Source organism: Variovorax sp. FW301-JW7 (assembly GCF_058788795.1).
Window position 1 is genome coordinate 143,583 of the sequence record NZ_JBYTBC010000008.1, and the last position, 25,623, is coordinate 169,205.

The following is a 25,623-nucleotide window of genomic DNA, read 5'->3' on the forward strand; positions in this document are numbered from 1 at the left end:
CGCAATGTGCCATGAGTAGACAGACCTGTCTACATGCCTACAATCGCCGCATGGACATCTCTGCACTGCCCGCGCGCGAGCGCATCCTGCTCACGGCGCACGAGCTCTTCTATGCCGACGGCATCCGCGCCACCGGCATCGACCGCGTGATCGCCGCGTCGGGCGTCACCAAGGTCACCTTCTACCGGCACTTTCCGTCGAAGGACGACCTGGTGCGTGCCTTTCTCGACCACCGGCACGGCGTGTGGATGGCCTGGTTCGTCGATGCGCTGGGCCGGCGCGATGCGCAGCAACGCATCGCGCAGGGACAGGCGCTTCCGGTGCTGGCCGACGTGATGGCCGAGTGGTTCGCCGACCCGCTGTTTCGGGGCTGTGCCTTCATCAACTCGGTGGTGGAAGTGGGGGCCAGCGTGGCCGGCGCCGCCGACATCGCGCGCGAGCACAAGCGCGAGATGGTCGAGGTGATCGCCGGCCTGCTGCCCGACGGCCTGCAGCGCATGGCCGTTGCGCAGGCGGCAGCGCTCGGCGTCGACGGCGCCATCGTCAAGGCGCAGATGGGCGATGCGGCCCTGGCGCGCGAGGCGGTCGACGACCTGCGGCGGCTGCTCGATGCGCTGGTCGCCCTTCGATAACATCGCATCGCTCACTCCCTTCCAAAAAAACACATGGCATCGACGCGACTCCCCTCGACCCAGGGCCTGCAGGCCTTCGAGGCCGTCGCGCGGCTGCGCAGCGTGAACGTGGCGGCCGAAGAGCTCAGCGTGACGCCCAGCGCCGTGAGCCACCGCATCCGCCAGCTCGAGACGCAGCTCGAGCTCAAGCTCTTCACGGGCAACGACTTCGGCCTGAGCGCCGACGGCGTGGCCTACCTGGCGCGCGTGCGCGAGGCCATTGCCGCGCTGCAGCAGGTGCCGGGGCGCGAGCCCGCGTCGCAGGTGCGGCGGCTGCGCGTGGCGGTCACGCCCACCTTCTCGCGCCAGATGCTGCTGCCCCGGCTGGCCGAGTTTCGCGACGCCTACCCGACCATCGAGCTGATGCTGCAGGTGACCATGCCGGTGCGCAACTTCACGGCCGAAGACGCCGACATCGAGCTGCGCTTCGGCACCGGCCCGTTCCACGACCGCGAGTTCTGCCAGCTGCTGGCCGACGACGTCTCGCCGGTGTGCAGCCCGGCCTACCTGGAACGCCACGGGCCCTTCGAGCAGTACTTCTCGACCGATGCCGAGGTGGCGCGCGTGCAGATGCTGCGCACGCCGCTGGAGTCGTGGCGCATCTGGTTCAAGGCCTGCGGCATCGGCCTGCCCGAGCCGGCCGTGGGCCACCAGTTCAACGACCTGGGCCTGGCGCTCGATGCCGCCGCCGAAGACTTCGGCGTGGTGCTCATGCACCTGCGGCTGGGCCGCGCCTGGCTGGACAACGGCCGGCTGGTGCGCCTGTCGCCGCACAGCGCGCCCTCGCCCAACGCCTACTTCCTGTGCTGGCGCCCCGGCACCATGGAACGCTGGGAATGCGCCACCTTCGTCGAATGGCTGCGCCAGGCGCTGCGCGAGCCGGGCTGAATAATTTTCAGCCGGGGTGTGGGCTTTTTTCAGGTCGCCGGCGCGTTTCCCCTGCAGACTCGACCCCCGGCGCTGCCGTGGCCCGCATGGGCTGCAGCGCGCCGCGCCCCCGATAACACCAGCCAGGAGACTCCCCCGTGCCCGACCTTTCCAAGATCACCTGCATCGAAGACCTGCGGGCGATCGCCCAGCGGCGCGTGCCGAAGATGTTCTACGACTACGCCGACTCCGGCGCCTGGACCGAGGGCACCTACCGCGCCAACGAGAGCGATTTCCAGAAGATCAAGCTGCGCCAGCGCGTGGCCGTGAACATGGAAGGCCGCTCCACCCGCACCACCATGATCGGCCAGGAGGTCGCCATGCCCGTGGCCATCGCGCCCACGGGCCTGACCGGCATGCAGCACGCCGACGGCGAAATCCTGGGCGCGCGCGCGGCCAAGGCCTTCGGCATTCCGTTCACGCTCTCGACCATGAGCATCTGCTCGCTGGAAGACATCGCCGAGAACACCGACCGGCATCCCTTCTGGTTCCAGCTGTACGTGATGAAGGACCGCGACTTCATCGAGCGCCTGATCGACCGCGCCAAGGCCGCCAACGTGTCGGCGCTGCAGCTCACGCTCGACCTGCAGATCCTCGGGCAGCGCCACAAGGACATCAAGAACGGCCTGTCCACGCCGCCCAAGCCCACGATCAAGAACCTCATCAACCTGGCGACCAAGCCGCGCTGGTGCATGGGCATGCTGGGCACCAAGCGCCGCACCTTCGGCAACATCGCCGGCCATGCCAAGGGCGTGAAAGACCTGTCGTCGCTGTCGTCGTGGACCGCCGAGCAGTTCGACCCGGCCCTGAGCTGGGCCGACGTCGAATGGATCAAGAAGCGCTGGGGCGGCAAGCTGATCCTCAAGGGCATCATGGACGAAGAAGACGCGCGCCTGGCCGTGGCCAGCGGCGCCGACGCGCTCATCGTCTCCAACCACGGCGGGCGCCAGCTCGACGGCGCCCCCTCCTCCATCGCCGCCCTGCCGGCCATTGCCGACGCCGTGGGCAGCCAGATCGAGGTGTGGATGGACGGCGGCGTGCGCAGCGGCCAGGACGTGCTCAAGGCCCGCGCGCTCGGCGCGCGCGGCACGCTGATCGGTCGCAGCTTTTTGTACGGCCTGGGCGCCTACGGCCAGGAAGGCGTGACGCGCGCGCTGCAGATCATCCACAAGGAACTGGACATCACGATGGCCTTCTGCGGTCGCACGCAGATCGACGATGTGAAGTCGGACATCCTGTTGCCGGGGACGTTCTGACAGGCGCCTGAAGACCCCGTCGGGGGCAGGCCGATGCGGCGTCGGCTGACACGCCGCCCCCGCAGGGCGGCGCAGAATGGTTGAGCCACAACAACAGGTCCCCCGGGGCCACAGAAGGCACACCATGAGCGCAGTCACCTCGACACAGGGAGGCCTCGCGGCCTCTTCTTCGTCCCTCCCTCACTACACGGCCGAAGAAAAACGCCACCGCGTCTTCGCGATCATGGCGGCCTCTTCCGGCAACCTGGTCGAGTGGTTCGACTTCTACGTGTATGCCTTCTCGGCGCTGTATTTCGCGCCGGCCTTCTTCCCCAAGTCGGACCCCACCGCACAGCTGCTGAACACCGCCGGCGTGTTCGCGGCCGGCTTCCTGATGCGGCCCATCGGCGGCTGGCTCTTCGGCCGCGTGGCCGACCGGCTCGGGCGCAAGACCTCGATGCTGATCTCGGTGACCATGATGTGCGCCGGCTCGCTCGTCATCGCCTGCCTGCCGACCTATGCGCAGATCGGTGCCTGGGCGCCCTTCCTGCTGCTGGTGTGCCGCCTGTTCCAGGGCCTGTCGGTGGGCGGCGAATACGGCACCACCGCCACCTACATGAGCGAGGTGGCGCTGCGCGGGCAGCGCGGCTTCTTCTCGTCGTTCCAGTACGTCACGCTCATCGGCGGACAGCTGCTCGCGGTGCTGGTCATCGTGGTGCTCGAACAGCTGCTCACCGAGGCCGAGCTCAAGGCCTGGGGCTGGCGCATTCCCTTCGTGATCGGCGCCATTGCTGCAGTCGTCGCGCTGCTGCTGCGCCGCACGCTGCATGAAACCCAAAGCGCCGAGGCCAAGGCCAACAAGGAGGCCGGCAGCATGGCCGGGCTCTTCAAGCACCACACGCCGGCCTTCCTCACCGTGCTGGGCTACACGGCCGGCGGCTCGCTGATCTTCTACACCTTCACCACCTACATGCAGAAGTACCTGGTGAACACCGTGCACCTGCCGATCAAGACGGCGAGCTACGTGATGACGGGCGCGCTCTTCGTCTACATGTGCATGCAGCCGCTGTTCGGCGCGCTGTCGGACCGCATCGGCCGGCGCAACAACATGCTGCTGTTCGGCGGCCTGGGCGCGCTGGCCACCGTGCCGATCCTCACGGCACTGCAGCACACGACGAGCCCGGTGCTGGCCTTCGTGCTGATCATCGCGGCGCTGGCCATCGTGAGCTTCTACACCTCGATCAGCGGCATCGTGAAGGCCGAGATGTTCCCGCCCGAGGTGCGCGCGCTGGGCGTCGGGCTGGCTTATGCGGTGGCGAATGCGATCTTCGGCGGATCGGCCGAGTACGTGGCGCTGGGGCTCAAGTCACTGGGCCACGAGTCGGCGTTCTTCTGGTACGTGAGCGCGATGATGGTGATCGCGTTCCTGGTGAGCTTGCGGTTGCCGAGGCAGGCGAGTTATCTGCATCACGACCATTGATGCACGAAGCGCCTCGCGGCCGGTTCAGCGCGAGGCCAGGCTTTCCATGTAGACGCAGAACATGTCGGCCATCGCGCCCGCCCAGGCCTCGATCTCGGCGTCGGTGCGAGGGCGCTCCGAGAATTCTTTCCCCACGGCGCTGAGCGTCGCCACGATCAGGTCGCCTGCCATCGCACGCGTGGCATCAGAAGCCGCCGGCAGCGCCTCCTGCATGAACACGCGGACGATCTCGTCGCCGGCGGCGCGCACTTCTTGCGCCTCGGGTGCGTCGCGGTAGAACGGCGCGGCGTCGTCGAGCGCCGTTCGCACGTCGGCCTCCTCGCATTCGGAGCGCACGAACGCATGTGTCAGCAGGCGCAGGCGCTCCAGTGTGGGACGTTGCGTGTCCCCGAGGATGCCGCGCATCAACTCCGTGGTCTGCCGCCATTCATCGCTCTGCAAGCGGAACAGGATCGACGCCTTGTTCGGGAAGTACTGGTACACCGACCCCACGCTCACGCCCGCGCGCTCGGCCACGCGCGTCGTCGTGAAGCGGCGCACGCCCTCTTTCGCCAAAACCTGAAGGGCTGCCTCAAGAATGGCCCCCAAAAGGTCGGCCGAGCGTGCCTGCTTGGGCTGTCTGCGAGAGGAGATCGAGGGACTTCGGCGGTCGGTCATGGGAGCGTGGCGAAACGCGAATGGAAAACATGAAGGGTTCTTCATAGTATTTCCCATCTGCTTTTCACACGAAAGAACCCCGTGACCACCTTGACCACCGCACCCCTCGCGCCCTTGCTGGACCGCCTGTTCCAGGAGGCCAGCGCGGCCACCAGCCCGGCCATCGCCGACGTCAGTCCGGAGGAACGCCACCGGCTGATGCACAGCAAGACCGAGTACATCGCGCTCTACAGCCGGCTCAAGGATGTGTGGCTGCCCGTGTCGCGCGAGACCGGCGTGCTGCTGTACCAGCTGGTGCGCAGCACGAACGCGCGCCACATCGTGGAGTTCGGCACCTCCTTCGGTCTGTCCACCCTGTACATGGCCGCGGCGCTGCGCGACAACGGCGGCGGCCGCCTGATCGGCAGCGAGTTCGAACCCTCGAAGGTCGCCAGGGCCCGCGCGCACCTGGCCGAAGGCGGCGTGGCCGACCTGGTCGAGATCCGCGAAGGCGATGCGCTGCAGACGCTGGCGGTCGACCTGCCAGCCTCCATCGACCTGTTGCTGCTCGACGGCGCGAAGGCGCTCTACCCCGACGTGCTGGCGCTGGTCGAACCGCGCCTGCGGCCAGGTGCGCTGATCGTGGCGGACAACGCCGACCACAGCCCGGAGTACCTGGCGCGCGTGCGCTCGCCTGACAGCGGGTACCTGTCGGTGCCGTTCGGCGGTGACGTGGAGTTGTCGATGCGGTTGGGGTGAGGGCTCGCGATCGGTTTGCGATTGCAGCGGCTCACAAGCTACTTGCGTCACGGTCATTACTGATTCCCGCGTGACCTACTGCGCGTGCATGAGACAGCGCTCCCTATGATTTTGAGGAGGCCTCAACGGTCCGACAGGGAGAGAAAAAATGACAGCACAGAACTCAGCCAACACAGCAGGCATGGCGATCCGATTCATGCTGAGCGTGCTCACGTGGGCCGTTTCGATCCCGGTCCTCAACGTCCTTCTCACCGGCCTGGCGCGACGCCAGGCCCTGACATTGACGGGGACCGGTGTAGCCCTAATCGCCTGCGCCCTGCTCTTGTGGGCAGGGTTGATCTACTGGTGGCAGGTTCCAGCCACCCCCAGCATCGCAAGGCGAGTGACGTACTTCATTGCCTACGTCACCGTCATGGCGCTGCTGGGGCTGATCGGCGTATGGGCCGCCTTCTGGGCCACCGTTGCCATCCACGGGCTCTGAGCGCGATGCGCGCGGCCGACAACCTCAGTCCGCGTACACCCCCGCCGCCTTGATGATCGGGCTCCACTTCGCAATCTCCGCCGCCACGAACTTCTTGTGGCCCTCGGGCTCGATGCGCCCGTCGGTGGCGACCACGGCGCCGAGTGCTTCCTCGCGCTTGATGAAGTCGGCGTCCTTCAGTGCCGCCTTCAGCGCGTCGCTGATCTTCTTGAGCACCGGCGCGGGCGTGCCCTTGGGCGCGTACAGGCCGTGCCAGATCGTCACCTGGAAGTTCTTCAGGCCGGCCTCGTCGAGCGTGGGCAGGTCTTTCAAGAGCGGCGTGGTCAGGCGTTTGGGCGTGGTCACTGCATAGGCCTTGACCTTCTTCGCTTCGATCTGCGGCGAGGTGTTGGTGCTCTGGTCGCACAGGAGGTCGATCTGGCCGCCGATCAGGTCGGTGATGGCGGGTGCCGTGCCCTTGTAGGGCACGGGCGTCATCTCGGTCTTCGTGGCGCTCTGGTAGAGCAAACCGCACAGGTGCGAGGCCGAGCCGATGCCTGCGTTGCCCAGGTTGATCTTGCCCTTGTTGGCGGCGATCCAGGCGGTCAGTTCCTTGTAGTTGGTGGCCGGCAGGCTGGGCTTGGCGATGAGCGTCATGGGCACGTCGTTGACGATGCCCAGGTACTCGAAGTCGGTCTCGACCTTGAACGGCACGTTGCGCACCAGCGTCGGCACGGTCGCCATCGCGATGTGGTTGAGCAGCAGCGTGTAGCCGTCGGGGTTGGCGCGCGCCACCTTGGCCGCGCCGATGGAGCTGCCCGCGCCGGGCACGTTGTCGATGATGACGCTGGCGCCGCCCAGCGGCTTGCGCAGCGCCTCGGCGAGGTCGCGCGCGACGCGATCGGTCGGGCCGCCGGCCGCGAAGGGCACGACGATGGTCACGGGCTTGCCCGCGGGGAAGTCTTGCGCGTGGGCGCACACCGCCAGGGCCATCGCCGCGAGGGCGAACAGTTTTTTCATGAAGGTCTCCGTCAAGGTCAAGAAAGAAATTCAGGGGGCGCGCGAGGGCACGCGGCTTTCGAGAGTGGGCGGTTGCCACTCCGGCTGGATGTGACAGCCGTTCTTGCCGTCGGTGTCGTAGCGCGGCATGAGCGCCACGCAGCGCTGCGCCAGGCTCTGCGGCGTGGGCTTCTCGCCCTTGTCGATCCAGTCGAGCAGCGCGCCGAAGAGCGCGGGGTATTCCGAGTCGCTGAGGTAGCTGTGCTCGCGCTCGGCGCTGAAGCTCTGCACCAGGTGTCCGCCGGTGCCGGCCGCGTCGCGGATGCGGCGGTAGGCGCTCTCGAGTTCGACGAACGCCGTGGGGTCGTCGATGGCATGCAGGCCCACGGTGGGCAGCGAGGTGCGGCCGGTGGGCTGGCTGTCGGCCGCGAGCGCGCCCTGGGCCTGCGGGTCGGCCGCGTAGCGCAGCACGCCGGCGTTGAGCGCCGCATCGTCGGCCGAGCCGCTGTAGACCACGCCGATGTTGCCGAAGGGGTTGCGGCCCTTCAGGCGCTGCTGCACGAGGTCCTGGAACAGCCACGTCGCCCAGTTCAGGTGGCCGACGAGCGAGCGCTCGGGAATCTTCACGACCGACAGGATCGTCTTCAGCCGCGCCGCCTGCTCGGGCGTGCGCTGCGCGGCCGGTGTGCCGACGCCGGTGCAGTCCTTGACGCGCGCGGCGAGGTCGGCGCGCGTGAGCTTCGCGTCCATCGGCAGGCCCATCCACAGCGGGTACTGCGGCTCGTCGGGCTTCGGATGGTTGCGGCAGACGTACTGGTACACCACGCGCAGGTCGAGCCGGAAGTCGTAGGCGCTGTTGCCGCCGCCGAGCACGCCGCTGGTGAGCAGCAGGCCGTCGTACGGCGACTTCGCATCGCCCATAGGCGCATAGAGTTCGGCCGCCTTCGCCGCTACGCCCGCGCCGTAGCTCTGCCCATGCAGCAGCGTGCGCTGGGGCTGGCCGAAGTGGCGCACGACGATCTGGCGCAGCCGCTCGGTGTCTTCGGCCGCCATGGTCACGCCGTAGCCGCCGCGCCGGTAGGTGGAGCCGGCCCAGGCATAGCCGGCCTTCACGGTGACGGCCCAGCGCTTGAGGTCTTCCTCGCTGCGCGCGAGCTTGGGCGCGCCGGTCTCGGGGCCGCCGTGCGCGTGCATCACGAGCACGCCGCGCTGCCAGTCTTTGGGAATGGCGATCCAGTAGAACGACCCCGCACCGTCTTCACCGGTGTAGCAGCGCGCGGTCTCGGGCACGGGCGACGGGCAGGCCGTGGGCTTCGGCGCGATGGCGGGGGCCGCGTGCGCGGACAGCAGCGGCGCCGCCCCCAGCCAAGCGACGGCGGCAAGTTGCGAGAGGTATTTTTTCAATGGCGTACTCCGAGGTCCAGCGTCGCGTTCCCCCCATCGGTGGTGACGAAGGCCACGACGCCGCTGTTGAAGATGAGGTGGCCCGGCCGGCCGGCGCCGGCCTGCGCCACGCCGAGCACCGGCGTGTCGTAGCCCAGCGTGGTGGCCGCGCCGCCGAGGTTGAAGGCCGTGCCGACCACGGTGACCTCGCGGCCCTCGCCCTTCACGCTGGCCATGGCGTAGCTGCCATCGGCCGCGCCGGGCATCAGCGTCTGCTGCACCGCCAGCAGACGCAGGCCCGGCTGGATGACGGTGGCCGCGCCGCTGCTGGTGTCGGTCGCCGGCACGGCGGTGGCCACGCGGCGCAGGTACAGCGGCGTCGACACGCCGTTGACCAGCCCGATCACCACCGAGCCGGTGAGCGTGCCCCCCTCGGTCTCGGCGGTGCCACTCGACGAGGTCGAGGTCGTGTACATGTCGAAGGCACCGCGCACCGTGCTGTAGCTCAGGTAGCCCTTCTCGGTGTTCTTGCAGGTCTGGTCGTAGGTCATGAAGCTGTTCGACGCAGGGCTGCGGCAGAACTGGAAGGTGCCCGCATTGCGCAGCCGCCCCGCCGACGAGAACGCCGCCGTGGTGCCCGCGCCGAGCTGCTCCACGCCGGCCGCATTGAAGATCAGCGAGACCGAGCGGAAGTCCGTCGACGGCGACACATTCTGGAAGGTGTTCTGGAACGCCACCAGCGGCGAGAAGCCGCTGCCGCTCGGCGGGTTCACGCCGCCCAGCAGCACGCCGCCGGCGCCGAAGCTGAACACCGCCCCGCTCTCGCCGCTCGCATAGCTGCAGCTGCCCTGCGACACGAGCGAGCCGCTGCGCTGCATGCCGACCCGCGTGGGTGCGTGGCTCGCGTCGATGGTCACGGTGTAGGCCATGGTGGCCGGGTCGATCTGCACCTGCAGTTCCTCGCCGAAGCTGTTGCCGCCTTTGTAGCGCGTCGCGCTCGCCGGCAGGTTCGGGCAGGCGAGCGGGTCGCCGACCTCGGTCACGCAGCTGTAGTTGACGGCCGCATCGAGGCTGCCGCTGCCGCGGTACCTGGGCCACGACGGAAACTGGCACAGCGGGCGCGTGCGGCCGTAGCTGCCGGCCACGGCGTCCACCGCCACGGGCGTGGCGGGCGCGAGGCCGGCCTCGACCCAGCCTTCGAGCGCCGCGAGCGAGTCCCAGTTGGGAATGAAGCTGCCGGTGCCGTGGCCCATGCCGGGCACGGTGTAGAAGCGCACGCTCTGCGTGACCGCGGCCTGGCCCAGCGTGGCGACGAGCTGCCGGTAGTAGTCGATGGTCGAGTTGGGGCTGATCACCTCGTCGGCCAGGCCGTGCAACATGAGCAGCTTGCCGCCGCGCGCGAAGAAGGGCGCGAGGTTCGGATCGGTCGCGTCGGTGAGCTTCGACACCTCGGCCACGCGCGCCGCGTACGTGCCGGGGTTCTGCGGATCGAAGGTGAGCGTGTTGAAACCCGCATCGCGCGTGACGAAGAACTTCACCCACTGGTCGCCCGTGACGTACATGTTGGCGTCAGCCGAGGTGGCGGGGTTGCCCGGCGCCTTGCGCGTGCCGAGGTCGCGCGTGGTGTACGGGCCGGCCACCAGCGCGCCTTCGAGGAGGTTGTAGCCGCCCGCGCGCTTCACGCCGTTGGCGAGCGAGTAGCTCGTGAACTCCAGCGGCGATTCGATGGCGTGCACCGTGTCGATCTGCGCGTCCGACAGGCAGGTGTCCGCCGTGTCGGCGCCGTTGGGGCAACGCAGCGACGCGAGGATCTGCGTGTTGAGCTGGCGGCAGCTCTCCACGTTGCTCACGATGTTGTCGATCGCGCCGTCGAGCTTGTCGCAGGCCTGCATCGCGGCCTTCTGCACCAGCAGCGTTTCCGTCAGGTTGAGCCAGCCCTTGCCGCCGTCGTTGTACAGCGCGCGGCCCACCGCCACGTTCGACAGGCGCGTGCCGGTGTAGTTGAGCGCGGGCTCGTTGGCGATCACGCCGTCGTAGTCCTGCGGCCAGCGCTGGATGTAGCTCAGCGCGTCGCGCCCGCCGGTCGAGGTGCCGAGAAAGTAGGCGTGCCTGGGCTTCACGGCATAGCGCGCAAACACCAGCGCCTGCGCCACGTCGCGCGTCTTCTTGAGCGACTGGCCGCCGTAGTTGGCCAGTTGCTCGTCGTTGGCCGCGAACTTGCCGTCGGTGATGCTGCTCGACTGGTGGCCCGAGTCGTCGCCATAGGTGGCGTAGCCCAGCGCCAGCGGCGCGGGCTTGCCGGCGGGGCCGAAGCGGATGACCTCGGTGCCGTCGATGAGCACGCCGTCGAAGCCACCGCCGCCGAAGTGGATGGTCTTCTGGTTCCACTGTTCGGGCAGGTTGACCGCGAAGTGGATGAGCTGCGAGGCCGGGTCCACCGGCGCGATGGTGCCGCGCACGCGGCAGTAATCGCCCAGCGTGTTGCCCGCGTCGCCGGCGGCCACGGGCGTGGCGCTGGTGACGGTGGCGCCCTGCGTGGGCAGGCTGATGAGCGCGGCAGGCAGGCTTTTGCCGGCGAGGTCGGCGCAGGCCACGACGGGCAGCACGGGCGGGGGCACTGTGCCGGGCGGCTCCTCGGCCGGCGGGGTGTCGCCGCTGGCGGGCGGCGGGGTCGGCAGGAAGAAGCCGGGGCTTCCTCCTCCCCCGCTGCCGCCACCGCAGGCGGCCATGACCAACGACGCGCCGATCAGCGCAACGACGACACGAAACTTCGAGGCGGGGCGCGGTGTGCGCATGGATTTGTCTCCGGCATGCAGCCTCGGCGGGCGGCTTGTTTGAAGGGGCGGCCGGACGATAGATTCCGTGTGACCTAGGGTCAAATAAAATAACAAGGCCTATTCAATACAAAAAACATATGGATATACGCGCCCTGAGGTACTTCGTGGCCGTGGCCGGCACCGGCCACATGACGCGCGCCGCCGAGCAGCTGGGCATCCAGCAGCCGCCGCTGAGCCTGCAGATCAAGGCGCTGGAGCGCGAGCTGGGCGTGCTGCTGTTCAAGCGCCATCCGCGCGGCGTGGCGCTCACCGACGCCGGCCGGCTGTTCCAGGCCGAGGCGCTGCGCATGCTGCAGGACGTGGAGGCCATGAAGCAGCGCATGGCGCGCGTGGCCCAGGGCCAGACCGGCACGCTGGCGGTCGGCTTCACCAGCTCGGCCGCGGCGCACCGCTTCATGCCCGAGGCGCTGCGCGCATTCCGCCGCGCGCACCCCGGCGTGGAGCTGCAGCTGCGCGAAGACAACGCCGCCGAGCTCACCGAGGCGCTGGCCGCGGGCCGGCTGCACTGCGGCCTGCTGCGCGTGCCGGTGGCGCGACCCGAGGGGCTGGTGTTCGAGACGCTGCTGCGCGAGCCCGTGTGGGTCGCGATGCCGAGCGATCACCGCTTCGCGCCGCCTGCCAACGGCAACAAGCCCGCGAAGCCGCTGCCGCTGTCGAAACTCTGCGAAGAAGGCATCATCCTCGTGCGCCGCCCGGGCGCGCCCGGCCTCTATGCCGAGCTGCTCGCGCTGTGCCACGCGCAGGGCCTGCGCCCGCGCGTGGTGGCCGAAGTCGATCGCATGATGACCAACCTGACCCTCGTGGCCGCGGGCGTCGGCCTGTCGGTGGTGCCGACCTCGATGACCGGCGTGCACGCGCACGCCATCGCCTACACGCGGCTGGCCGACGGCGGCCAGCTCGATGCGCCGCTCACGCTGGTGTCGCGCGCCGACGAAGACAACCTGCCGGCACGGCACTTTGCGGCGCTGCTGCGCGGGCTGGCCGAGGGGAAGCCCGTCGCATGACCCTGCCGCTGCTGCGCCGCCATTTCCTGCAACGCATCGGCTTCGCGGCTGCGTGCGCGTTGCCGCATCTGTCGCACGCAGCTTCGTCGCCCTGGCCCAGCCGCCCCGTGCGCCTGATCGTCGTCTACCCGCCGGGCGGCGTGAGCGACGGCATGGCGCGCGCGCTGGCCGAGCCGCTGGCGCAGTCGCTGGGCGTGCCGGTGCTCATCGAACACCGCGCCGGCGCGGGCGGCAGCCTGGGCATGGACACACTCGCACGCGCCACGCCCGACGGCCACACGCTGGCCTTTTCGGCCATCAGCCCGCTCACCCTGCACCCGCTGCTCGCGCGTGCGCCCTACGACCCGCTGCGCGCCTTCGCGCCCGTGGCCAGCGTGATGCGCACGCCGGTGCTGGTCGTGGGCACGCCGGCCTTCGCGGGCCGCGGCTTTGCAGAACTGATCGCGCTGGCGCGCCGCCAGCCCGGCGCGGTGCGCTGGGCCACCTCGGGCGTGGCCACCATCGGCCACATGGTGCTCGCGCAGGTGCGCCTGCAAAGCCGCACCGACATCACGCACATCCCCTACCAGGGCGGCGGCCCGCAGCTCAACGACGCGCTGGGCGGGCAGTTCGAGGTGCTGTCGACCAACGTCGCGGCGCAGCAGCTGCAGTACATCGAGGGCAGCCGGCTGCAGGCGCTGGCGGTCGGCGCGCCTGCGCGCATCGAGGCGCTGCCCGCCGTGCCCACGCTTGCGGAGCTGGGCTACGAGAAGGCGAACCGCGATTCGCTCTTCGGCATCTTCGCGCCCGCGCGCACGCCGGCGGCGGTGGTGCAGCGCCTCAACGGCGAGATCAACCGCCTGCTGCAAGGCGACCCGCTGCGTGCGCGCCTGCGCGAGGCCTACAACCTGCCGGCCGGTGGGAGCATCGAGGACTTCGCGCAGGAGATTGCAGCAGACCGGCGGCGCAACCGCGCGCTGGTGGCGGGGGCGCGGGCGCAGTTCGACTAGGGCTGCGCGGCCACCCAGCCGAAGCCCGCGTACCAGGGGCTGAAACGCGACGGGCGCTGTTCGATGTCGACCTGCTTCACCGCCGTGGCCAGCGCTGGCGACACGTTGCGCAACGCCGTCACCGTCCATGCACGGTCGAGTTGCTTGAGCAGGCGGACCTCGCAGCCGGGGCTCTCGCGCAGGCCGACGGGCGCCAGGCCCAGCTGCACGGCGACATGCCCTTGGGCGGCGGCGCGTTCCCAGAGCACGCGCCGGCGCTCGGAGCCCAGCAGCGTCAGCTGGCGCAGTTCGTACGTGCCGGCCGGCAGCACGCCAGGCACAGCGTTCACCTGCAGGCGCACGTCCTTGCCCAGGCCGTGCCGGCCGGCGTCGAAGAGCCACTCGAAGTGATCGGTGGGCACCTGCGCCTGGATCGCCATCAGGCAGGGCGCGGGCAAGGGCTGCGTGCCCTGCAGCGTCTGGCGCGTGAGCACCATCAGCTCGGCGGTCTTCGACACCAGAGACAGCGGGACCGGCGCTGGGTCGCTCCCTACGATCTGAGCGTCGATCGCGGCAGGCAGCGCCGGCACGGTGGTGGCGTTGGCTGCATGCGCCAGCACTTGTGGGAACAGCACGGGCATCGTCCTGCCATTGCCGAAGCTTTCGCCCGTGGCGATCTCCAGGCGATCGGCGGTCAGGCGGTAGTAGCTCGGCAGCGTCGCCTCGACGTCGTAGCCGCCGCGGCGCGTGGTCACGCGTTGGTGAAACTCGCGCGACGTGCTCTTCAGCAGCGGCTGCAGCACGCGCACCAGTTCCTGGCGCTGAGCGTCGCTGACATCGTTCAGATCGATGCGGATGCGGTTGGACGGGTAGGTGAAGAGCTTGGCCATGCCTCGCTCGAGTTCCGCCTTGTCCGGCGCGCGCGTCACGTAGAGAACGAACCCGCCCACCAGCGCAACAACGCAGGTCGCCAGCGTGAAGTAGCCTGTGAACTTGAAGAAACGCCCGGCCGCGCGAGAGTCCATCCGCCGCTCCAGCGCCCCGAAGACCCGCAGCAGGACGACGCCGACGATCACGACGCCGACCATCAGCAGCAGCACGGTGGCTGCGTTGAAGACGAAACTCAAAAAGCCCATGCCGCTGCGTTCAGGCGCAGCGCCCGACAACTCCCGACAACGGGTCAGTCCTCCGCGCGCCAGAGCCGCGGATAGTCGCTCACGAACCCTTCCGCCGTGACGCCCAGCACCTCCGCGTAGTCGAAGCGCTTGGCCTCGTACGCGTACGTGCCCTCGCCGCGCCGCTCGTAGCGCTGCATCAGCTCGCTGAGCCCGCCGTCTTCGATGTCGACCCAGGCCGCCGGCGCATCGGCACTCTCACCGGGCGCAAGGTTCAGGCGGCGCAGTTGCAGCAGGTTGGTGGCGGGCGTGAAGCCCAGGTCGAGGTCGACGCAGTGCGACATGTCGGACACGGCTTCGTCGTTGAGCTTCCAGTGGCCGCGCGCGTCGCGCGTGATCGACAGGTCGATGGCCGACTCGCCGAGCCAGCCGCGCACGGTGCCCCATTGCGTGTGCCAGAGCAGGTCGCAACGCACGCGGTAGTGCAGTTGCGCGATGCGCCCGCCTTCGGTGCGGAACACCGCCGCGCCGTCGAGCTGCCAGGCCGAGGCGTTGCGTTCGAGACGACAGGCATCGTGGCCCGGTGCATCGAGCCTGCGCCAGAGGATGGAGGCGACGGTTTGCATATGGCGCGGATCATGGCACCGGCATGCCGCGGGGCGCAAGCGGCATCCCGCAAAATGCCCTGCATGTCGAAAGCCCTTTATCCGTTGCTGTCTGCCCTTCTTGCCCTTCTGACAGCCGGCGCGGCCCACGCGGCCACCCCGCTGAAAGACGGCGACATCATCTTCCACACCTCGCGATCGGCGCAAAGCCTGGCCGTGCAGCGCGCCACGGGCTCGCGCTACAGCCACATGGGCATCGTGCTGCTGCGGGAGGGCAAACCCTACGTGTTCGAGGCGGTCTCGACGGTGCGCTACACGCCGCTGGCGCAATGGACCGCGCGCGGCAACGGCGGCCACTACGTGGTGAAGCGGCTGCGCGACGCCGACACGCGGCTCACGCCCGGCGCCGTGGCGCGCCTGCATGCACGCACCTCGGACTTCGCGGGCCGCCCGTACGACCTGACCTTCGAATGGTCGGATTCGCGCATCTACTGCTCGGAACTGGTGTGGAAGCTCTACGACCGCGCACTGGGCGTGCGCATCGGCGAGCTGCAGAAGATCCGCAGCTTCAACCTCGGCGACCCCGCCGTGCGCGCCAAGATGCGCGAGCGCTATGGCGACACCGTGCCGATGGACGAGCCGGTGATCTCGCCGGTGGCGATGTTCGACTCGCCGCTCTTGGTGACGGTCGAATCGCGCTGACGACCTGCTACTGCACAGCGGCCCGCACGCTGTCGAGAAACTGTTTCGCCGACGTGCCGAAATCTTCGGGCACGTAGCCGCGCGAGAAGTCGCGCGCGAACGCCGCCTCCAGGTCGTCGTGCGAGCCGATGTAATCGGCAATCTCGGCACGCAGCGCGGCCAATTCGGCCTCCGTGCTCGATTCGCGGTACGAGGCCATGATCTCGGCGCCGGTGTCGCCGAAAAGAAGGTCGGCGTCCTGGCCGAAATAGACCGTGGTGAGGTGGTCGATCAGTTCGAAGCGCATCGTGGGTCGTGAGGAAAAAAGTGTCGGGCCGGCTGGCCGTTGTCCATCTGCATCCGGCGCGCTGCGCGCGCCGGTGCGCCCTCGTCGTCCCTCTCGGGGGACTGAATTTCCGCCGCATTCTTGCACGCGACACAGGCGCAGACGAACATGCGCCGAGAGCGAGACAATCGTCACCGTGAGTTCCCAGCCCGTGCCGCCCCCGGCCCCTCCGATCCGCCGCATTGCCCACCTCGACATGGACGCGTTCTACGCGTCCGTCGAGCTGTTGCGCTACCCGCAGCTCAAGGGTCTGCCGGTGGTCATCGGCGGCGGCCGGCGCCGCGTCGACGAGGCGATCCGCGAGCTGCCCGAGGGCGCCACGCTGGCCGACATTCCCATCGAGGCCTTTCCGCGCCTGAAGGACTACACGGGGCGCGGCGTGATCACCACCGCCACCTACCCCGCGCGCCAGTTCGGCATCGGCTCGGCCATGGGGCTCATGAAAGCCGCCAAGCTGTGCCCGCAGGCGCTGATCCTGCCGGTCGATTTCGACGAGTACCGGCGCTTCTCGCGCACCTTCAAGCAGGTGATCCTGGAGGTCGCGCCGCTCATGGAAGACCGCGGCGTGGACGAGGTGTACATCGACTTCACCGACGTGCCCGGCGGCCAGCGCGACGGCGGGCGCTCGCTGGCGCGGCTGATCCAGAAAGCCATCTTCGACGCCACGGGCCTGACCTGCTCGATCGGCGTGGCGCCCAACAAGCTCATCGCAAAAATGGCCAGCGAGTTCGAGAAGCCCAACGGCATCTCGGTGGTCTACGAGCACGACCTCGAAAGCCGCATCTGGCCCCTGCCCTGCCGCAAGGTGAACGGCATCGGTCCGAAGGCCGACGAAAAGCTCAAGCGCTTCGGCATCGAGACCGTGGGCCAGCTGGCGGCGCGCGAGCGCGGCTGGCTCATCGACACCTTCGGCAAGGCCACCGGCGCGTGGATGCACGAGGTGGCCTGGGGCCGCGACAACCGCCCCGTGGTGACCGAGAGCGAGCCCGTGTCGATGAGCCGCGAGACCACCTTCGAGCGCGACCTGCACGCGGTGCGCGACCGCGCCGAGCTGGGCGCGATCTTCACGCACCTGTGCGAGAAGCTGGCCGAAGACCTGCAACGCAAGGGCTACGTGGGCAAGACCATCGGCATCAAGCTGCGCTACGATGACTTCAAGATCGCCACGCGCGACCAGACCATCGACCGCTTCACCGACGACGGCAAGACCATCCGCCAGGTCGGCGGCCAGTGCTTGAAGCGCGTGCCGCTGGAGCGGCCGCTGCGCCTCTTGGGCGTGCGCGTGGGCGCGCTGGCCAAGGCCGGCAGCCCGGAGGCGCTGGCGCCCGCTGGCAACGCTCGCAGCGCGGCGCCGGCGGCGACCACAGCCTCGCTCTTCTGACACCTCCATGATCCGACGCTGGCTGCGACGCATCGCCTTCACCCTGCTGGGGCTGCTGCTCGCGATCACGCTGTATGTGGCCGTGGCTTGCGCGCTGGTCTTCCTGCCGGCCAACGCGAAACCACCGGCCGAGCCTGCGACCGTCGAGGCCTGGGTGCTGAGCAACGGCGTGCACACCGACCTGGTGTTTCCGGTCCGCTCGGCCACCATCGACTGGCTGCAGCTTTTTCCGCCGTCCGACTTCAAGGCGCCGCCGCCCGATGCCGAGTTCGTCGCCATCGGCTGGGGCGACCGCGAGTTCTACCTGCACACGCCGACCTGGGGCGACCTGACGGCCGCGCGCGCCTTCGGGGCGCTGTCGGGCGGCAACCGCTCGCTGCTGCACGTGACCTACCTGCAGCGCACGCAGCTGCGGCGCGGCGCCTACAAGCTGCCGCTCTCGCAGGCGCAGTACGCGCAGCTCGTGGCCCATGTGCGCGCCACGCTGCCCTCAGGCCGCGCCACGCAGATCGCGGGCGCGCACTACGCGAACGACGATGCCTTCTATGAAGCCCAGGGCAGCTACCACCTGTTCGAGACCTGCAACACCTGGACCGGCCGCGGCCTGCGCCAGGCAGGCGTCACGGTGAGCCGCTGGACGCCCTTCGACTTCAACGTGACGTGGCATCTGCAGCCCGTGCTGCAGCCCTGACGATCTTCAGGGCTTGGGCACGCCCGCCGACCAGGTGGGCCAGTTCTTCACGATGTGATCGACCACGCGCGTGCCCACCAGCGCGATGTTCTCCACCGTCTCGGCAAAGCCGCCCGCCGTCTCGCCCGGCGCCGGGTCCAGGTGCTGCAGCGTGCTTTCCTTCGGATGGCCCTGGTCGAAGTTGACCGCGCCGCGCAGGCTCATCACGCGGTCGGTGCCGTGGGTGCGCTGGATCACGAGGGTGATGGCGGCGGCTTCCATTTCGGTGATCACGTAGTCGTCGGCGCCATACAGCTTGGCGATGTACTGCGCCTGCTTGGACATGCCGGGGCCGTGGAAGAAGGTGTCGCCCGTCATGTGCGTGCCGGTGCCCACGAAGGGCGCGCGGCGCGCGGCGGCGTCGGGGTAGCGCAGGCGGTACTTGCGGGCCGATTCCGAATCCTTGAGCGGCGTGTCGGCCGACAGCTTCATGGCCCAGCCGACGAGGTCGGGGTTGAGCTTGAAGCGGCGGTACTCCTCGTAGCCCTTGCGCGGCATGAAGGTGGGTTCGCCGGGCTTGTTCTCTTCGGGTGCCCAGCGGTGGCCGAGGTCGTAGTCGACGAGCCAGGTGGCCCAGCTCACCTCGCCGATGGTGCCGCGCTGCGGCGGCGTGCCGGCCACGCCGGAGATCACGTAGTAGGCCTGCGAGAAATCGAGCTGCGGGTTCAGCAGGATGGCCTGCATCGACGACGAGGAGTTGACCTTCCCCATGCCCAGCACCGCGCCGCACACGCCGTCGGTGTTGCAGTACACGGGCTGCAGCGCGCCCGGCACGGCCATCGGCTTGGCGCCCTTCCAGTAGCGCTCGTACCAGTGCTGGAACTCGCCGGCGCGGTCGCCGGTGTTCTGGCCGATCTCGAACATGGCGGCGACGAACACCTTCACCTTGACGGGCGGCACCGCGGCCGTGGCCGACGGCGCGCGCGGGTCGGTGGAGGCGCAGGCCGTGGCCAGCAGCGCGACGGCGCCGAGCGACAGCCAGCGGCCGCAGGAAGAGGCGCGGGAGAGAGAAGACAGCGTCATGGGGAAACTCGCGAAAGAGGAGAAAAAGAAAAAAGGAAGCTCAGGCTCCGGTGCCAGCAACCATCGTGCCCGCCGGCCCGCTCACCCCGCAGGGGCCGCCAGCGCGAAGCGCACGCTGTCGGGCGTGATGGCCACGGCGTAGCCCATGTCTTCGGCCAGGTTCTGCAGCGCGACGGCATCGATGGCCAGCGCGCGCGGCGCGCGGTGTGCATCGAGCACGGCGGACGCACCGCCCGCCTCGCGCGGCCCCGCGCTCAGGCGCAGCCCGTCGGCACCGTCGGCTTCGATGCGGATGGCGCCGGCCTCGGCCACGCCGTCGTGCAGGTAGCCCAGTGCGCCGAGGACCAGGTAGCGCTGCGCGGCAGCGTTGGGCCGGCGCGGTTCGTCTTCCTGCGGTGCGAGCGCGTCGTCGACCTCGAGCGCCACGCCGTGCAGGTCGAAGGCCGAGCGCATCAGCGTCATGCATTGCGCCACCAGCGCGCCGCGCGTGATGCCGTCGTCGGTGGTAGCCAGTTCCCAGTCGCGCAGCGAGCGGATCGCGCCCACCAGCTCGGAGACCTGGTTGTCGATGAGGTTCACCCGCTCTTCGCAGGCGGCGGGGTCGACGGGGTCGGTCGCCACCTGGCGCTTGAGCATCAGCACCGCCATGCGGATCACCGAGACCGGCGCCGTCATGTCGTGCCGAAGGGCCGGCAAGGCGCGCGTGAGCAGCTCGTGCCGCACGCCGGCCGCGATCCAGCTGCGGGCGCTGGGTGCGGCCTTCATGCCCGCCCGCCCGCGAAGGGAGTTGCCGGGTGGACACGGCAGGCGGTGCGGGAAATGAAGGGAGGCACGGTCACGGCGGACTTTCTGGATCGAACGGGAGAAGAGGCCCCCAAGTATCGGCCCCGGCCTCGGCCGCCGCGTGTAGGAGGCAGCCTACGTCCGAACGGCGCCGGATGGAAAGGTCCGGAAGCAGCGGGCCGGCGCCACGCCGCGCACCTATCGTCACCGCTCCTTCACTTCATCCCCGCACACCCTATGACCCCCGAGCAGAACAAGCGCGCCGTCGTCGACGCCTGGAAGGCCTTCGCCAGCCGCGACCCGCAGCGCGTGCGCGCCGCCTTCACCGACGACGCCGAATGGCTGGCGCCCAAGGACAACGCCACCGGCGTGGCCCTGGGCTTCACCGACCACATGATCGGGCCGGACACGATCGTGCGCTTCCTGGTCGAGGAGTTTCCGAAGCTGTTCGTGGCCGACGTGTCGGTGGACTTCACCCACCTGCTCTGCGACGGCGACACCGTGGTGCTGGAGATGCGCCTGCGGGCCACGCTCGCCAACGGCCGGCACTACGACAACGACTACTGCTTCATCCTCGCGCTGCGCGAGGGCCGCATCGCCCGCATGCGCGAGTACATGGACACGCAGAAGGGGCGCCGCAGCGTCATCGGCGACCTTCCTGCAGATCTCAGGGCTGCCGGGCCTGTGCCTGCAGTTCCCGCTTGAGCAGCTTGCCGTTGGCGGTGGTCGGCATCGCGTCGATCACCTCGATGCGCGCCGGCCGCTTGTAGGGCGACAGGTGCTCGGCCAGGTGGGCGCGCAGCGCCGCCTCGTCGAGCGACGCGCCAGGGTTCAGCTCGACGAAGGCGACGATCTGCTCGTTGCCGTCGGCCTCGGGCACGCCGACCACGGCGCACAGGTGCACGCCCGCGAAACGGCCGATCACCGCCTCGACCTCGGCCGGGTACACGTTGAAGCCCGAGCGGATGATCATTTCCTTCAGCCGCCCCACCACGAACAGCGCGCCGTCGGCGTCGAAGCGGCCGAGGTCGCCGGTGGCGTACCAGCCGCCCGGGCGCATCACCTGCGCGGTGGCGGCCGCGTCGCGGAAGTAGCCCAGCATCAGGCCCGGGCCGCGCAGCCAGATCTCGCCGGTGTCGCCGATGGCGGCTTCGGCGCCCTCGGCCGTGACGATGCGCCCCTCACCACCCTCGACCACATAGCCGGCCGAGGTGTCGGCGCGCGGCGCCTCGGTGCGCGTGAGGAACACCGAGCCCGCGTACTCCGACAGGCCGTAGCCGTAGTGCAGCGGCTGGCCGAACAGCCGTTCCACGCGCTGCTTGAGCGCCGGGTCGAGCGGCGCGGAGCCGGTGTAGACGTAGCGCAGCTGCGGAAAGCGCGGCGCCAGCTGCTGCGCCTCGATGTGCGCCAGCAGCCGCGCGTACATGGTCGGCGGCCCGAGCAGGTTCGACACCTGCCCGTGCGCCAGCGCCTCGAGCATGTCGGCCGGCGAGAAGCTGGCGCGCAGCACCAGCGCGGCCCCGCCCGTGAGCGCGGCCATCAGCACGGTGCCGATGCCGAAGATGTGGGTCATGGGCAGGAAGGCGTAGACGCGGTCGTGCGTGTCGAGCGCGCGCACCGCCGCCGACACGCGGCCGAAGTGCAGCAGCCCGCGGTGCGACACCATCACGCCCTTGGGCGTGCCCGAAGTGCCTGACGTGAAGATGATCGCGGCGGCATCGGCCAGTGCCGGGTCGGGCTCGGGTCGGGCGTCGTCACGCGCGGCGGTGAACATCACGCCGGGCAGCGTGGCCGGCACGGCCGACGCGCGCTGCGCGTGCGTGCGCGCCGCGTCGGACGCGTCGGTGGTGAAGCCACACAGCCGCGCGTCGGCGCGCTCGGCAATGGCCGCGATCTCGCCCGGCGACATGCGCGCGTTGACGCCGCACGACCACGCCCCCACGCGGCTGCAGGCCAGCAGCAGCGCGATGTGGGCGGCGCAGTTCTCGGCCACCAGCAGCACGCGGTCGGTCGGCCGCACGCCGGCGGCGAGCAGGTCGTTCGCGGCGGTCTCGACCATGGCCTGCAGTGCGCCATAGGTGGTGGTGCCATCGGGTTCGTGGAGGAACACCGCGTCCGGCCTGCGGGCCGCGCGGTCTTCGAGCAGGTGATGAATGCGGGGCTGCATCGGCTATTCCGCCTCGATGCCCTTGGAGGCGCTGGCCCACAGCTTGCGGTCCGACACGCCCTTGGTCGCCAGCACCTCCGGCGCGCCCGCCCAGACCTCGTAGCCCTGCTCGCGAAGGCGGTGCGCGATGTCTTCGCGCGCCAGCATCTTCTGCGCCGCGGCGTTCACGCGCGCCACCAGCGCCGGGTCCATGCGCGCCGGGCCGTACAGGCCGAACCAGCCGCCCACGTCGTAGCCGGGCACGCCCGACTCGATCATGGTCGGCACGTCGGGCAGCATGCGGTTGCGCTGGCGCGAGGTGACGGCCAGCGCGCGCAGCTTGCCCGACTGGATGAAGGGCCGCGAGGTGGCGATGATGTCGAACATCATCGGCACGGTGCCGGCCATCACGTCGGCCAGCGCCGGGGCGCTGCCCTTGTAGGGCACGTGCGTGAGCTGCACGCCGCTCATCTTCTCGAGCAGCGCGCCGCTCAGGTGGTTCGACGCGCCCACGCCCGCCGAGCCGTAGAACAGCTTGCCGGGCTTGGCCTTGGCATAGGCCAGCAGCTCGCCCACGCTGCGCACCGGCAGGTCGTTGTTGACCACCAGCACGTTGGTGTAGTCGACCAGCGGCGCCAGCGGCGTGAGGTCCTTCATCGGGTCGAAGGGCATGCTGCGCTGCACGTTCGGGTTGATGGTGATGGTCGGGCTCGCGCCGAAGAACAGCATCGCGCCATCGGGCGGCGCCTTGGCCACGGCGTTGCCGCCGAGCGAACCGGCGGCGCCGGGCCGGTTGTCGACGATCACCTGCGTGCCCAGCTCCTGGCCCAGCGCGGGCGCGAGCAGGCGCGCAGCGCCGTCGACCGGCCCGCCGGCGGAATAGCCCACCACCAGCTTGATGAGCGGCGGCAGCGGCTGCTGCGCGAAGGCGCGGTGCGGCAGTGCGGCCAGCGCCGCGCCGCCCGCCAGCGCGGCCATGAGCTGGCGGCGCGAAAAGAGGTCGAGGGATTGCATGAGCGTTGTCTCCAGTTGTGTATGTCTTTGGCGGCTCACATCGCTCAGGCCGGCAGGTCCAAGACCTGTCGCGCGAGGATGTTGCGCTGGATCTCGTTCGTGCCGCCGTAGATCATGGCGGCGGTGGAGCCGATGAGCGGCGAGAGCACGTTGAAGCTCTGGCCGTCGAGCACCTGGTCGCCCGCGACCGCGCCCTGCTCTTCGCCGGCCTCGACCAGCAGCGCACCGATGCGGTGGTAGGTCTCGCTGGCCCAGATCTTCAGCAGCGACACCGAGGCCGGCAGCGGCTTGCCCGCGCGCACGATGTCGGCAAAGCCCGTGTAGGCGGCCGACAGGTCGAGCACGTCGAGCCGCAGCGCCGCGAAGCGCTGTGCGAACACCGGGTCGGCAAACAGCCGTCGTGCCTGCCCGAGCCGCGCCAGCTGGCCCAGCGCGTACTGCGACTGCTTGGGGCTGCCCAGGAAGATGCGCTCGAAGCCCAGCAGCGCCTTCGCGATGGTCCAGCCGCCGTGCAGCCGGCCCACGAGCTGGTCGGCCGGCACGCGCACGTTGTCGAAGAACACCTCGCAGAACTCGGGCTCGCCCGCGAGCGTGTGGATCGGTCGCACCGTGACGCCCGGCGTGCGCAGGTCGCACAGCAGGAAGCTGATGCCCTCCTGCTTGCGCGCGCCCTTGTCGGTGCGCACGAGCATGAAGATGTGGTTGGCATCCTGCGCGAGCGTGGTCCAGATCTTCTGGCCGTTGACGACGAAGTGATCGCCCTGCGCGTCGCGCCCCGCCACCGCCTCGGTGCGCAGGCCGGCCAGGTCGGAGCCGGCATTGGGCTCCGAATAGCCCTGGCACCACACGTGCTCGCCGCTCAGGATGCGCGGCAAAAAGCGCTGCTGCTGTTCGGGCGTGCCGTGCTGGATCAGCAGCGGGCCGATCATCACGATGCCCTGGTCGGGCGCGCGCGCCACGCCGTGCTGCTCCAGCTCCTCGATCCAGGCGATGAGCTTGTCCGCCGGCAGGCCCATGCCGCCGTGCGACTGCGGCCAGGCCGGCGCGATCCAGCCCTGCGCCGAGAGCGTGAGGTACCACTCGCGAACCTCGCTCCAGCGCGCGCGGTGCGACAGGTAGCGCAGATGCGCCGGATAGCGCTGCTGCAAGAAGCCGCGCACCATGCGGCGGAACTCGGCCTCGGGCATGGCGGACCAGTCGGTGGTGCGCGCGAGGAACTCGCCGTTCCAGGCCACGGCACTGCTCGCAGTAGCTTCAGCTTCGCCAGTCAGCGCGGCATGCCGGCGCTGGTGCGCCGTGGCATTGCCCAGCCACGCCGACAGGCACAGCACGCGCTTGTAGAACAGGCTCAGGTCGCACTCCTGCGTGTAGCCGATGGCCCCGTGCAGCTGCACCGCCGCGCGCGACGCCTGCAGCGCGGCAGCCGTGCAACGCGCATTGACGCGGCTGGCCTCGGCTTCGAGCCGGTCAGAAGGCAAGGTGCCGTCGCTTGCCAGCGCGAGCACCTCGTTCAGCGTGGCCTGCGCCACCTCGAGGTGGATGAACATGTCGACGCTGCGGTGCTGCAGCGCCTGGAAGCTGCCGATGGCCTTGCCGAACTGCGAGCGGGTGCGCAGGTAGGCCAGCGTCTGCGCCAGCATCGCCTGCCCTGCGCCGAGCAGCTCCGCGGCCTGCAGGATCTGCCCCGCGGCGAGCGCCTGGCGCAGCGCCTCCTGCGCGGCCGGCCCGCTGGCCAGCACGGCGTCGGCCGGCAGCACGACCTCTTCGAAGCGAAGGTTGGCTGCCTGGCTGCCATCGACCAGCGGCACGATCGTCTCGCTCACGCCCTCTGTGCCGCGCGGCACCCACAGCAGCACGGTGTCGTCCGCGCCGCGCGCCGACACCAGCCAGCCGCTGGCGGCGGTGCCGGGCAGCACCATGAGCTTGTCGCCTTGCAGCAGCACGCCGCTCCCCTGACCCGCGCGCGCCTCGCAGCCGCAGGCCAACGGCACGGCGCTGAGGTCGCCCGCGCTTTCCTGCCAGGCCAGCGCGGGCAGGCTGCAGCCCGCCACCAGCTCGGCCAGCAGGGCACGCGCCGCGGGCGTGTCGAGCCGCGCCAGCAGCAGCGCGCTCAGGCCCGCCACCGCCAGCAACGGCTCGGGCGCCGCGTGTTCGCCGGCCGCGCGCAGGATTTCCGCGGCGCCGTCGAGCCCCAGCGCGAGGCCGCCGGCCGCTTCGGGCGCCAGCATGCCGGGCCAGCCGAGCGCGGCGATCTCGCCCCAGCCTTCCGCCTCGTCGGCCTGCGGCTGCTCGGTGCGGGCGCGGCGTCGCGCGGTGGCGCCGCTGCGGGTGAAGTAGTCGAGCGCCGCTTCGCGCACGGCCAGGAGTGAGTCGGAATCCATCGCGCTGTCTGCCTTTTCTTTTCCGTTGCAATGACGAGTCGCAGCGTGCCCGAAGACCC

24 protein-coding genes are annotated in these 25,623 nt (G+C 69.8%); 12 read left to right on the forward strand and 12 right to left on the reverse strand.

Going from position 1 to position 25,623, the window contains the following annotated elements:
* Positions 1 to 50 precede the first annotated feature (50 nt).
* The 4 genes from AC3WQM_RS21790 to AC3WQM_RS21805 all read left to right on the forward strand — a co-directional run bounded on the left by AC3WQM_RS21790 (position 51) and on the right by AC3WQM_RS21805 (position 4,313).
* Positions 51 to 632, forward strand: coding sequence for a TetR/AcrR family transcriptional regulator (locus AC3WQM_RS21790; RefSeq protein WP_492681608.1), 582 nt, complete (start codon positions 51 to 53; stop codon positions 630 to 632).
* Between the two features lie 33 nt (positions 633 to 665).
* Positions 666 to 1,559, forward strand: a complete 894-nt coding sequence (locus AC3WQM_RS21795; RefSeq protein ID WP_492681610.1) for a LysR substrate-binding domain-containing protein — start codon at positions 666 to 668, stop codon at positions 1,557 to 1,559.
* A gap of 137 nt (positions 1,560 to 1,696) precedes the next feature.
* The gene (locus tag AC3WQM_RS21800) at positions 1,697 to 2,854 is read left to right on the forward strand and encodes an alpha-hydroxy acid oxidase (RefSeq protein ID WP_062478017.1); all 1,158 of its coding nucleotides are present in this window, start codon (positions 1,697 to 1,699) and stop codon (positions 2,852 to 2,854) included.
* Positions 2,855 to 2,978: 124 nt separating this feature from the next.
* Positions 2,979 to 4,313, forward strand: coding sequence for an MFS family transporter (locus AC3WQM_RS21805; RefSeq protein WP_492681612.1), 1,335 nt, complete (start codon positions 2,979 to 2,981; stop codon positions 4,311 to 4,313).
* 24 nt (positions 4,314 to 4,337) lie between these two features.
* On the opposite strand, the gene AC3WQM_RS21810 is transcribed toward AC3WQM_RS21805, so the two are convergent.
* Positions 4,338 to 4,970, reverse strand: coding sequence for a TetR/AcrR family transcriptional regulator (locus AC3WQM_RS21810; RefSeq protein ID WP_492681614.1), 633 nt, complete (start codon positions 4,968 to 4,970; stop codon positions 4,338 to 4,340).
* Between the two features lie 81 nt (positions 4,971 to 5,051).
* Here AC3WQM_RS21810 and AC3WQM_RS21815 point away from each other — a divergent pair, with 81 nt between their 5' ends.
* The gene (locus AC3WQM_RS21815) at positions 5,052 to 5,708 is read left to right on the forward strand and encodes an O-methyltransferase (protein WP_492681616.1); all 657 of its coding nucleotides are present in this window, start codon (positions 5,052 to 5,054) and stop codon (positions 5,706 to 5,708) included.
* A gap of 148 nt (positions 5,709 to 5,856) precedes the next feature.
* Positions 5,857 to 6,189 carry a hypothetical protein gene (locus tag AC3WQM_RS21820; protein WP_492681618.1) on the forward strand — a complete coding sequence of 111 codons (333 nt, stop codon included), beginning with the start codon at positions 5,857 to 5,859 and terminating at the stop codon, positions 6,187 to 6,189.
* A gap of 24 nt (positions 6,190 to 6,213) precedes the next feature.
* On the opposite strand, the gene AC3WQM_RS21825 is transcribed toward AC3WQM_RS21820, so the two are convergent.
* From AC3WQM_RS21825 to AC3WQM_RS21835, 3 genes are read right to left on the reverse strand one after another with little or no spacing between them, the layout of a single operon-like run.
* Complete coding sequence (locus tag AC3WQM_RS21825) at positions 6,214 to 7,188, reverse strand: tripartite tricarboxylate transporter substrate-binding protein (RefSeq protein WP_062478011.1); 975 nt, start codon at positions 7,186 to 7,188, stop codon at positions 6,214 to 6,216.
* A gap of 30 nt (positions 7,189 to 7,218) precedes the next feature.
* On the reverse strand, positions 7,219 to 8,571 hold the full coding sequence (locus AC3WQM_RS21830; protein ID WP_492681620.1) for an alpha/beta hydrolase family protein: 1,353 nt from the start codon (positions 8,569 to 8,571) through the stop codon (positions 7,219 to 7,221).
* Positions 8,568 to 11,345, reverse strand: a complete 2,778-nt coding sequence (locus AC3WQM_RS21835; protein WP_492681622.1) for a tannase/feruloyl esterase family alpha/beta hydrolase — start codon at positions 11,343 to 11,345, stop codon at positions 8,568 to 8,570. The genes AC3WQM_RS21830 and AC3WQM_RS21835 overlap by 4 nt, the downstream gene beginning before the upstream one ends.
* A 119-nt stretch (positions 11,346 to 11,464) precedes the next feature.
* Here AC3WQM_RS21835 and AC3WQM_RS21840 point away from each other — a divergent pair, with 119 nt between their 5' ends.
* Both AC3WQM_RS21840 and AC3WQM_RS21845 read left to right on the forward strand, forming a co-directional pair.
* Entirely contained in the window at positions 11,465 to 12,391 is a 927-nt protein-coding gene (locus AC3WQM_RS21840) for a LysR substrate-binding domain-containing protein (RefSeq protein ID WP_492681624.1), read from the forward strand.
* Complete coding sequence (locus AC3WQM_RS21845; protein WP_492681626.1) at positions 12,388 to 13,380, forward strand: Bug family tripartite tricarboxylate transporter substrate binding protein; 993 nt, start codon at positions 12,388 to 12,390, stop codon at positions 13,378 to 13,380. Before AC3WQM_RS21840 ends, AC3WQM_RS21845 begins: the two co-directional genes overlap by 4 nt.
* On the opposite strand, the gene AC3WQM_RS21850 is transcribed toward AC3WQM_RS21845, so the two are convergent.
* Together AC3WQM_RS21850 and AC3WQM_RS21855 are read right to left on the reverse strand one after the other, a co-directional pair.
* Positions 13,377 to 14,495 carry a hypothetical protein gene (locus tag AC3WQM_RS21850; protein ID WP_492681628.1) on the reverse strand — a complete coding sequence of 373 codons (1,119 nt, stop codon included), beginning with the start codon at positions 14,493 to 14,495 and terminating at the stop codon, positions 13,377 to 13,379. The genes AC3WQM_RS21845 and AC3WQM_RS21850 overlap by 4 nt on opposite strands.
* A gap of 44 nt (positions 14,496 to 14,539) precedes the next feature.
* Positions 14,540 to 15,100, reverse strand: a complete 561-nt coding sequence (locus tag AC3WQM_RS21855) for a putative glycolipid-binding domain-containing protein (RefSeq protein ID WP_492681630.1) — start codon at positions 15,098 to 15,100, stop codon at positions 14,540 to 14,542.
* Positions 15,101 to 15,163: 63 nt separating this feature from the next.
* On the opposite strand from AC3WQM_RS21855, the gene AC3WQM_RS21860 reads away from it, so the two are divergent.
* Entirely contained in the window at positions 15,164 to 15,781 is a 618-nt protein-coding gene (locus AC3WQM_RS21860) for a YiiX family permuted papain-like enzyme (protein ID WP_492681632.1), read from the forward strand.
* A gap of 7 nt (positions 15,782 to 15,788) precedes the next feature.
* Here the strand turns inward: AC3WQM_RS21860 and AC3WQM_RS21865 are convergent, their stop codons facing one another.
* Complete coding sequence (locus AC3WQM_RS21865; RefSeq protein ID WP_099795479.1) at positions 15,789 to 16,067, reverse strand: contact-dependent growth inhibition system immunity protein; 279 nt, start codon at positions 16,065 to 16,067, stop codon at positions 15,789 to 15,791.
* Between the two features lie 235 nt (positions 16,068 to 16,302).
* On the opposite strand from AC3WQM_RS21865, the gene dinB reads away from it, so the two are divergent.
* Together dinB and AC3WQM_RS21875 are read left to right on the forward strand one after the other, a co-directional pair.
* Positions 16,303 to 17,487 carry a DNA polymerase IV gene (gene dinB / locus AC3WQM_RS21870; protein ID WP_492681888.1) on the forward strand — a complete coding sequence of 395 codons (1,185 nt, stop codon included), beginning with the start codon at positions 16,303 to 16,305 and terminating at the stop codon, positions 17,485 to 17,487.
* A 7-nt stretch (positions 17,488 to 17,494) separates the two neighbouring features.
* The gene (locus AC3WQM_RS21875; RefSeq protein WP_492681634.1) at positions 17,495 to 18,178 is read left to right on the forward strand and encodes a TIGR02117 family protein; all 684 of its coding nucleotides are present in this window, start codon (positions 17,495 to 17,497) and stop codon (positions 18,176 to 18,178) included.
* Between the two features lie 6 nt (positions 18,179 to 18,184).
* On the opposite strand, the gene AC3WQM_RS21880 is transcribed toward AC3WQM_RS21875, so the two are convergent.
* Together AC3WQM_RS21880 and AC3WQM_RS21885 are read right to left on the reverse strand one after the other, a co-directional pair.
* Complete coding sequence (locus AC3WQM_RS21880; RefSeq protein ID WP_492681636.1) at positions 18,185 to 19,240, reverse strand: purine-nucleoside phosphorylase; 1,056 nt, start codon at positions 19,238 to 19,240, stop codon at positions 18,185 to 18,187.
* A gap of 81 nt (positions 19,241 to 19,321) precedes the next feature.
* Positions 19,322 to 20,005 (reverse strand): hypothetical protein, encoded by a 684-nt coding sequence (locus AC3WQM_RS21885; protein WP_492681638.1) that lies wholly within the window; start codon positions 20,003 to 20,005, stop codon positions 19,322 to 19,324.
* 255 nt (positions 20,006 to 20,260) lie between these two features.
* Here AC3WQM_RS21885 and AC3WQM_RS21890 point away from each other — a divergent pair, with 255 nt between their 5' ends.
* Positions 20,261 to 20,728 carry a nuclear transport factor 2 family protein gene (locus tag AC3WQM_RS21890; RefSeq protein ID WP_492681640.1) on the forward strand — a complete coding sequence of 156 codons (468 nt, stop codon included), beginning with the start codon at positions 20,261 to 20,263 and terminating at the stop codon, positions 20,726 to 20,728.
* On the opposite strand, the gene AC3WQM_RS21895 is transcribed toward AC3WQM_RS21890, so the two are convergent.
* From AC3WQM_RS21895 to AC3WQM_RS21905, 3 genes are read right to left on the reverse strand one after another with little or no spacing between them, the layout of a single operon-like run.
* On the reverse strand, positions 20,691 to 22,190 hold the full coding sequence (locus tag AC3WQM_RS21895) for a class I adenylate-forming enzyme family protein (protein WP_492681642.1): 1,500 nt from the start codon (positions 22,188 to 22,190) through the stop codon (positions 20,691 to 20,693). The two genes, AC3WQM_RS21890 and AC3WQM_RS21895, sit on opposite strands and share 38 nt — an antisense overlap.
* A gap of 3 nt (positions 22,191 to 22,193) precedes the next feature.
* On the reverse strand, positions 22,194 to 23,183 hold the full coding sequence (locus tag AC3WQM_RS21900) for a Bug family tripartite tricarboxylate transporter substrate binding protein (RefSeq protein ID WP_492681644.1): 990 nt from the start codon (positions 23,181 to 23,183) through the stop codon (positions 22,194 to 22,196).
* Positions 23,184 to 23,227: 44 nt separating this feature from the next.
* Entirely contained in the window at positions 23,228 to 25,564 is a 2,337-nt protein-coding gene (locus AC3WQM_RS21905; RefSeq protein WP_492681646.1) for an acyl-CoA dehydrogenase family protein, read from the reverse strand.
* Positions 25,565 to 25,623 lie beyond the last annotated feature (59 nt).

What these genes read in the sequence shown, in the direction of transcription:
- AC3WQM_RS21840 (WP_492681624.1), top strand. Translation starts at nt 11,465, where the DNA reads ATGGATATACGCGCCCTGAGGTACTTCGTGGCCGTGGCCGGCACCGGC.
- AC3WQM_RS21795 (WP_492681610.1), top strand. Translation starts at nt 666, where the DNA reads ATGGCATCGACGCGACTCCCCTCGACCCAGGGCCTGCAGGCCTTCGAG.
- AC3WQM_RS21850 (WP_492681628.1), bottom strand. Translation starts at nt 14,495, where the DNA reads ATGGGCTTTTTGAGTTTCGTCTTCAACGCAGCCACCGTGCTGCTGCTG.
- AC3WQM_RS21885 (WP_492681638.1), bottom strand. Translation starts at nt 20,005, where the DNA reads ATGAAGGCCGCACCCAGCGCCCGCAGCTGGATCGCGGCCGGCGTGCGG.
- AC3WQM_RS21895 (WP_492681642.1), bottom strand. Translation starts at nt 22,190, where the DNA reads ATGCAGCCCCGCATTCATCACCTGCTCGAAGACCGCGCGGCCCGCAGG.
- AC3WQM_RS21880 (WP_492681636.1), bottom strand. Translation starts at nt 19,240, where the DNA reads ATGACGCTGTCTTCTCTCTCCCGCGCCTCTTCCTGCGGCCGCTGGCTG.
- AC3WQM_RS21845 (WP_492681626.1), top strand. Translation starts at nt 12,388, where the DNA reads ATGACCCTGCCGCTGCTGCGCCGCCATTTCCTGCAACGCATCGGCTTC.
- AC3WQM_RS21875 (WP_492681634.1), top strand. Translation starts at nt 17,495, where the DNA reads ATGATCCGACGCTGGCTGCGACGCATCGCCTTCACCCTGCTGGGGCTG.
- AC3WQM_RS21810 (WP_492681614.1), bottom strand. Translation starts at nt 4,970, where the DNA reads ATGACCGACCGCCGAAGTCCCTCGATCTCCTCTCGCAGACAGCCCAAG.
- AC3WQM_RS21805 (WP_492681612.1), top strand. Translation starts at nt 2,979, where the DNA reads ATGAGCGCAGTCACCTCGACACAGGGAGGCCTCGCGGCCTCTTCTTCG.
- AC3WQM_RS21835 (WP_492681622.1), bottom strand. Translation starts at nt 11,345, where the DNA reads ATGCGCACACCGCGCCCCGCCTCGAAGTTTCGTGTCGTCGTTGCGCTG.
- AC3WQM_RS21790 (WP_492681608.1), top strand. Translation starts at nt 51, where the DNA reads ATGGACATCTCTGCACTGCCCGCGCGCGAGCGCATCCTGCTCACGGCG.
- AC3WQM_RS21900 (WP_492681644.1), bottom strand. Translation starts at nt 23,183, where the DNA reads ATGCAATCCCTCGACCTCTTTTCGCGCCGCCAGCTCATGGCCGCGCTG.
- AC3WQM_RS21820 (WP_492681618.1), top strand. Translation starts at nt 5,857, where the DNA reads ATGACAGCACAGAACTCAGCCAACACAGCAGGCATGGCGATCCGATTC.
- AC3WQM_RS21825 (WP_062478011.1), bottom strand. Translation starts at nt 7,188, where the DNA reads ATGAAAAAACTGTTCGCCCTCGCGGCGATGGCCCTGGCGGTGTGCGCC.
- dinB (WP_492681888.1), top strand. Translation starts at nt 16,303, where the DNA reads ATGGACGCGTTCTACGCGTCCGTCGAGCTGTTGCGCTACCCGCAGCTC.
- AC3WQM_RS21855 (WP_492681630.1), bottom strand. Translation starts at nt 15,100, where the DNA reads ATGCAAACCGTCGCCTCCATCCTCTGGCGCAGGCTCGATGCACCGGGC.
- AC3WQM_RS21865 (WP_099795479.1), bottom strand. Translation starts at nt 16,067, where the DNA reads ATGCGCTTCGAACTGATCGACCACCTCACCACGGTCTATTTCGGCCAG.
- AC3WQM_RS21905 (WP_492681646.1), bottom strand. Translation starts at nt 25,564, where the DNA reads ATGGATTCCGACTCACTCCTGGCCGTGCGCGAAGCGGCGCTCGACTAC.
- AC3WQM_RS21860 (WP_492681632.1), top strand. Translation starts at nt 15,164, where the DNA reads ATGTCGAAAGCCCTTTATCCGTTGCTGTCTGCCCTTCTTGCCCTTCTG.
- AC3WQM_RS21890 (WP_492681640.1), top strand. Translation starts at nt 20,261, where the DNA reads ATGACCCCCGAGCAGAACAAGCGCGCCGTCGTCGACGCCTGGAAGGCC.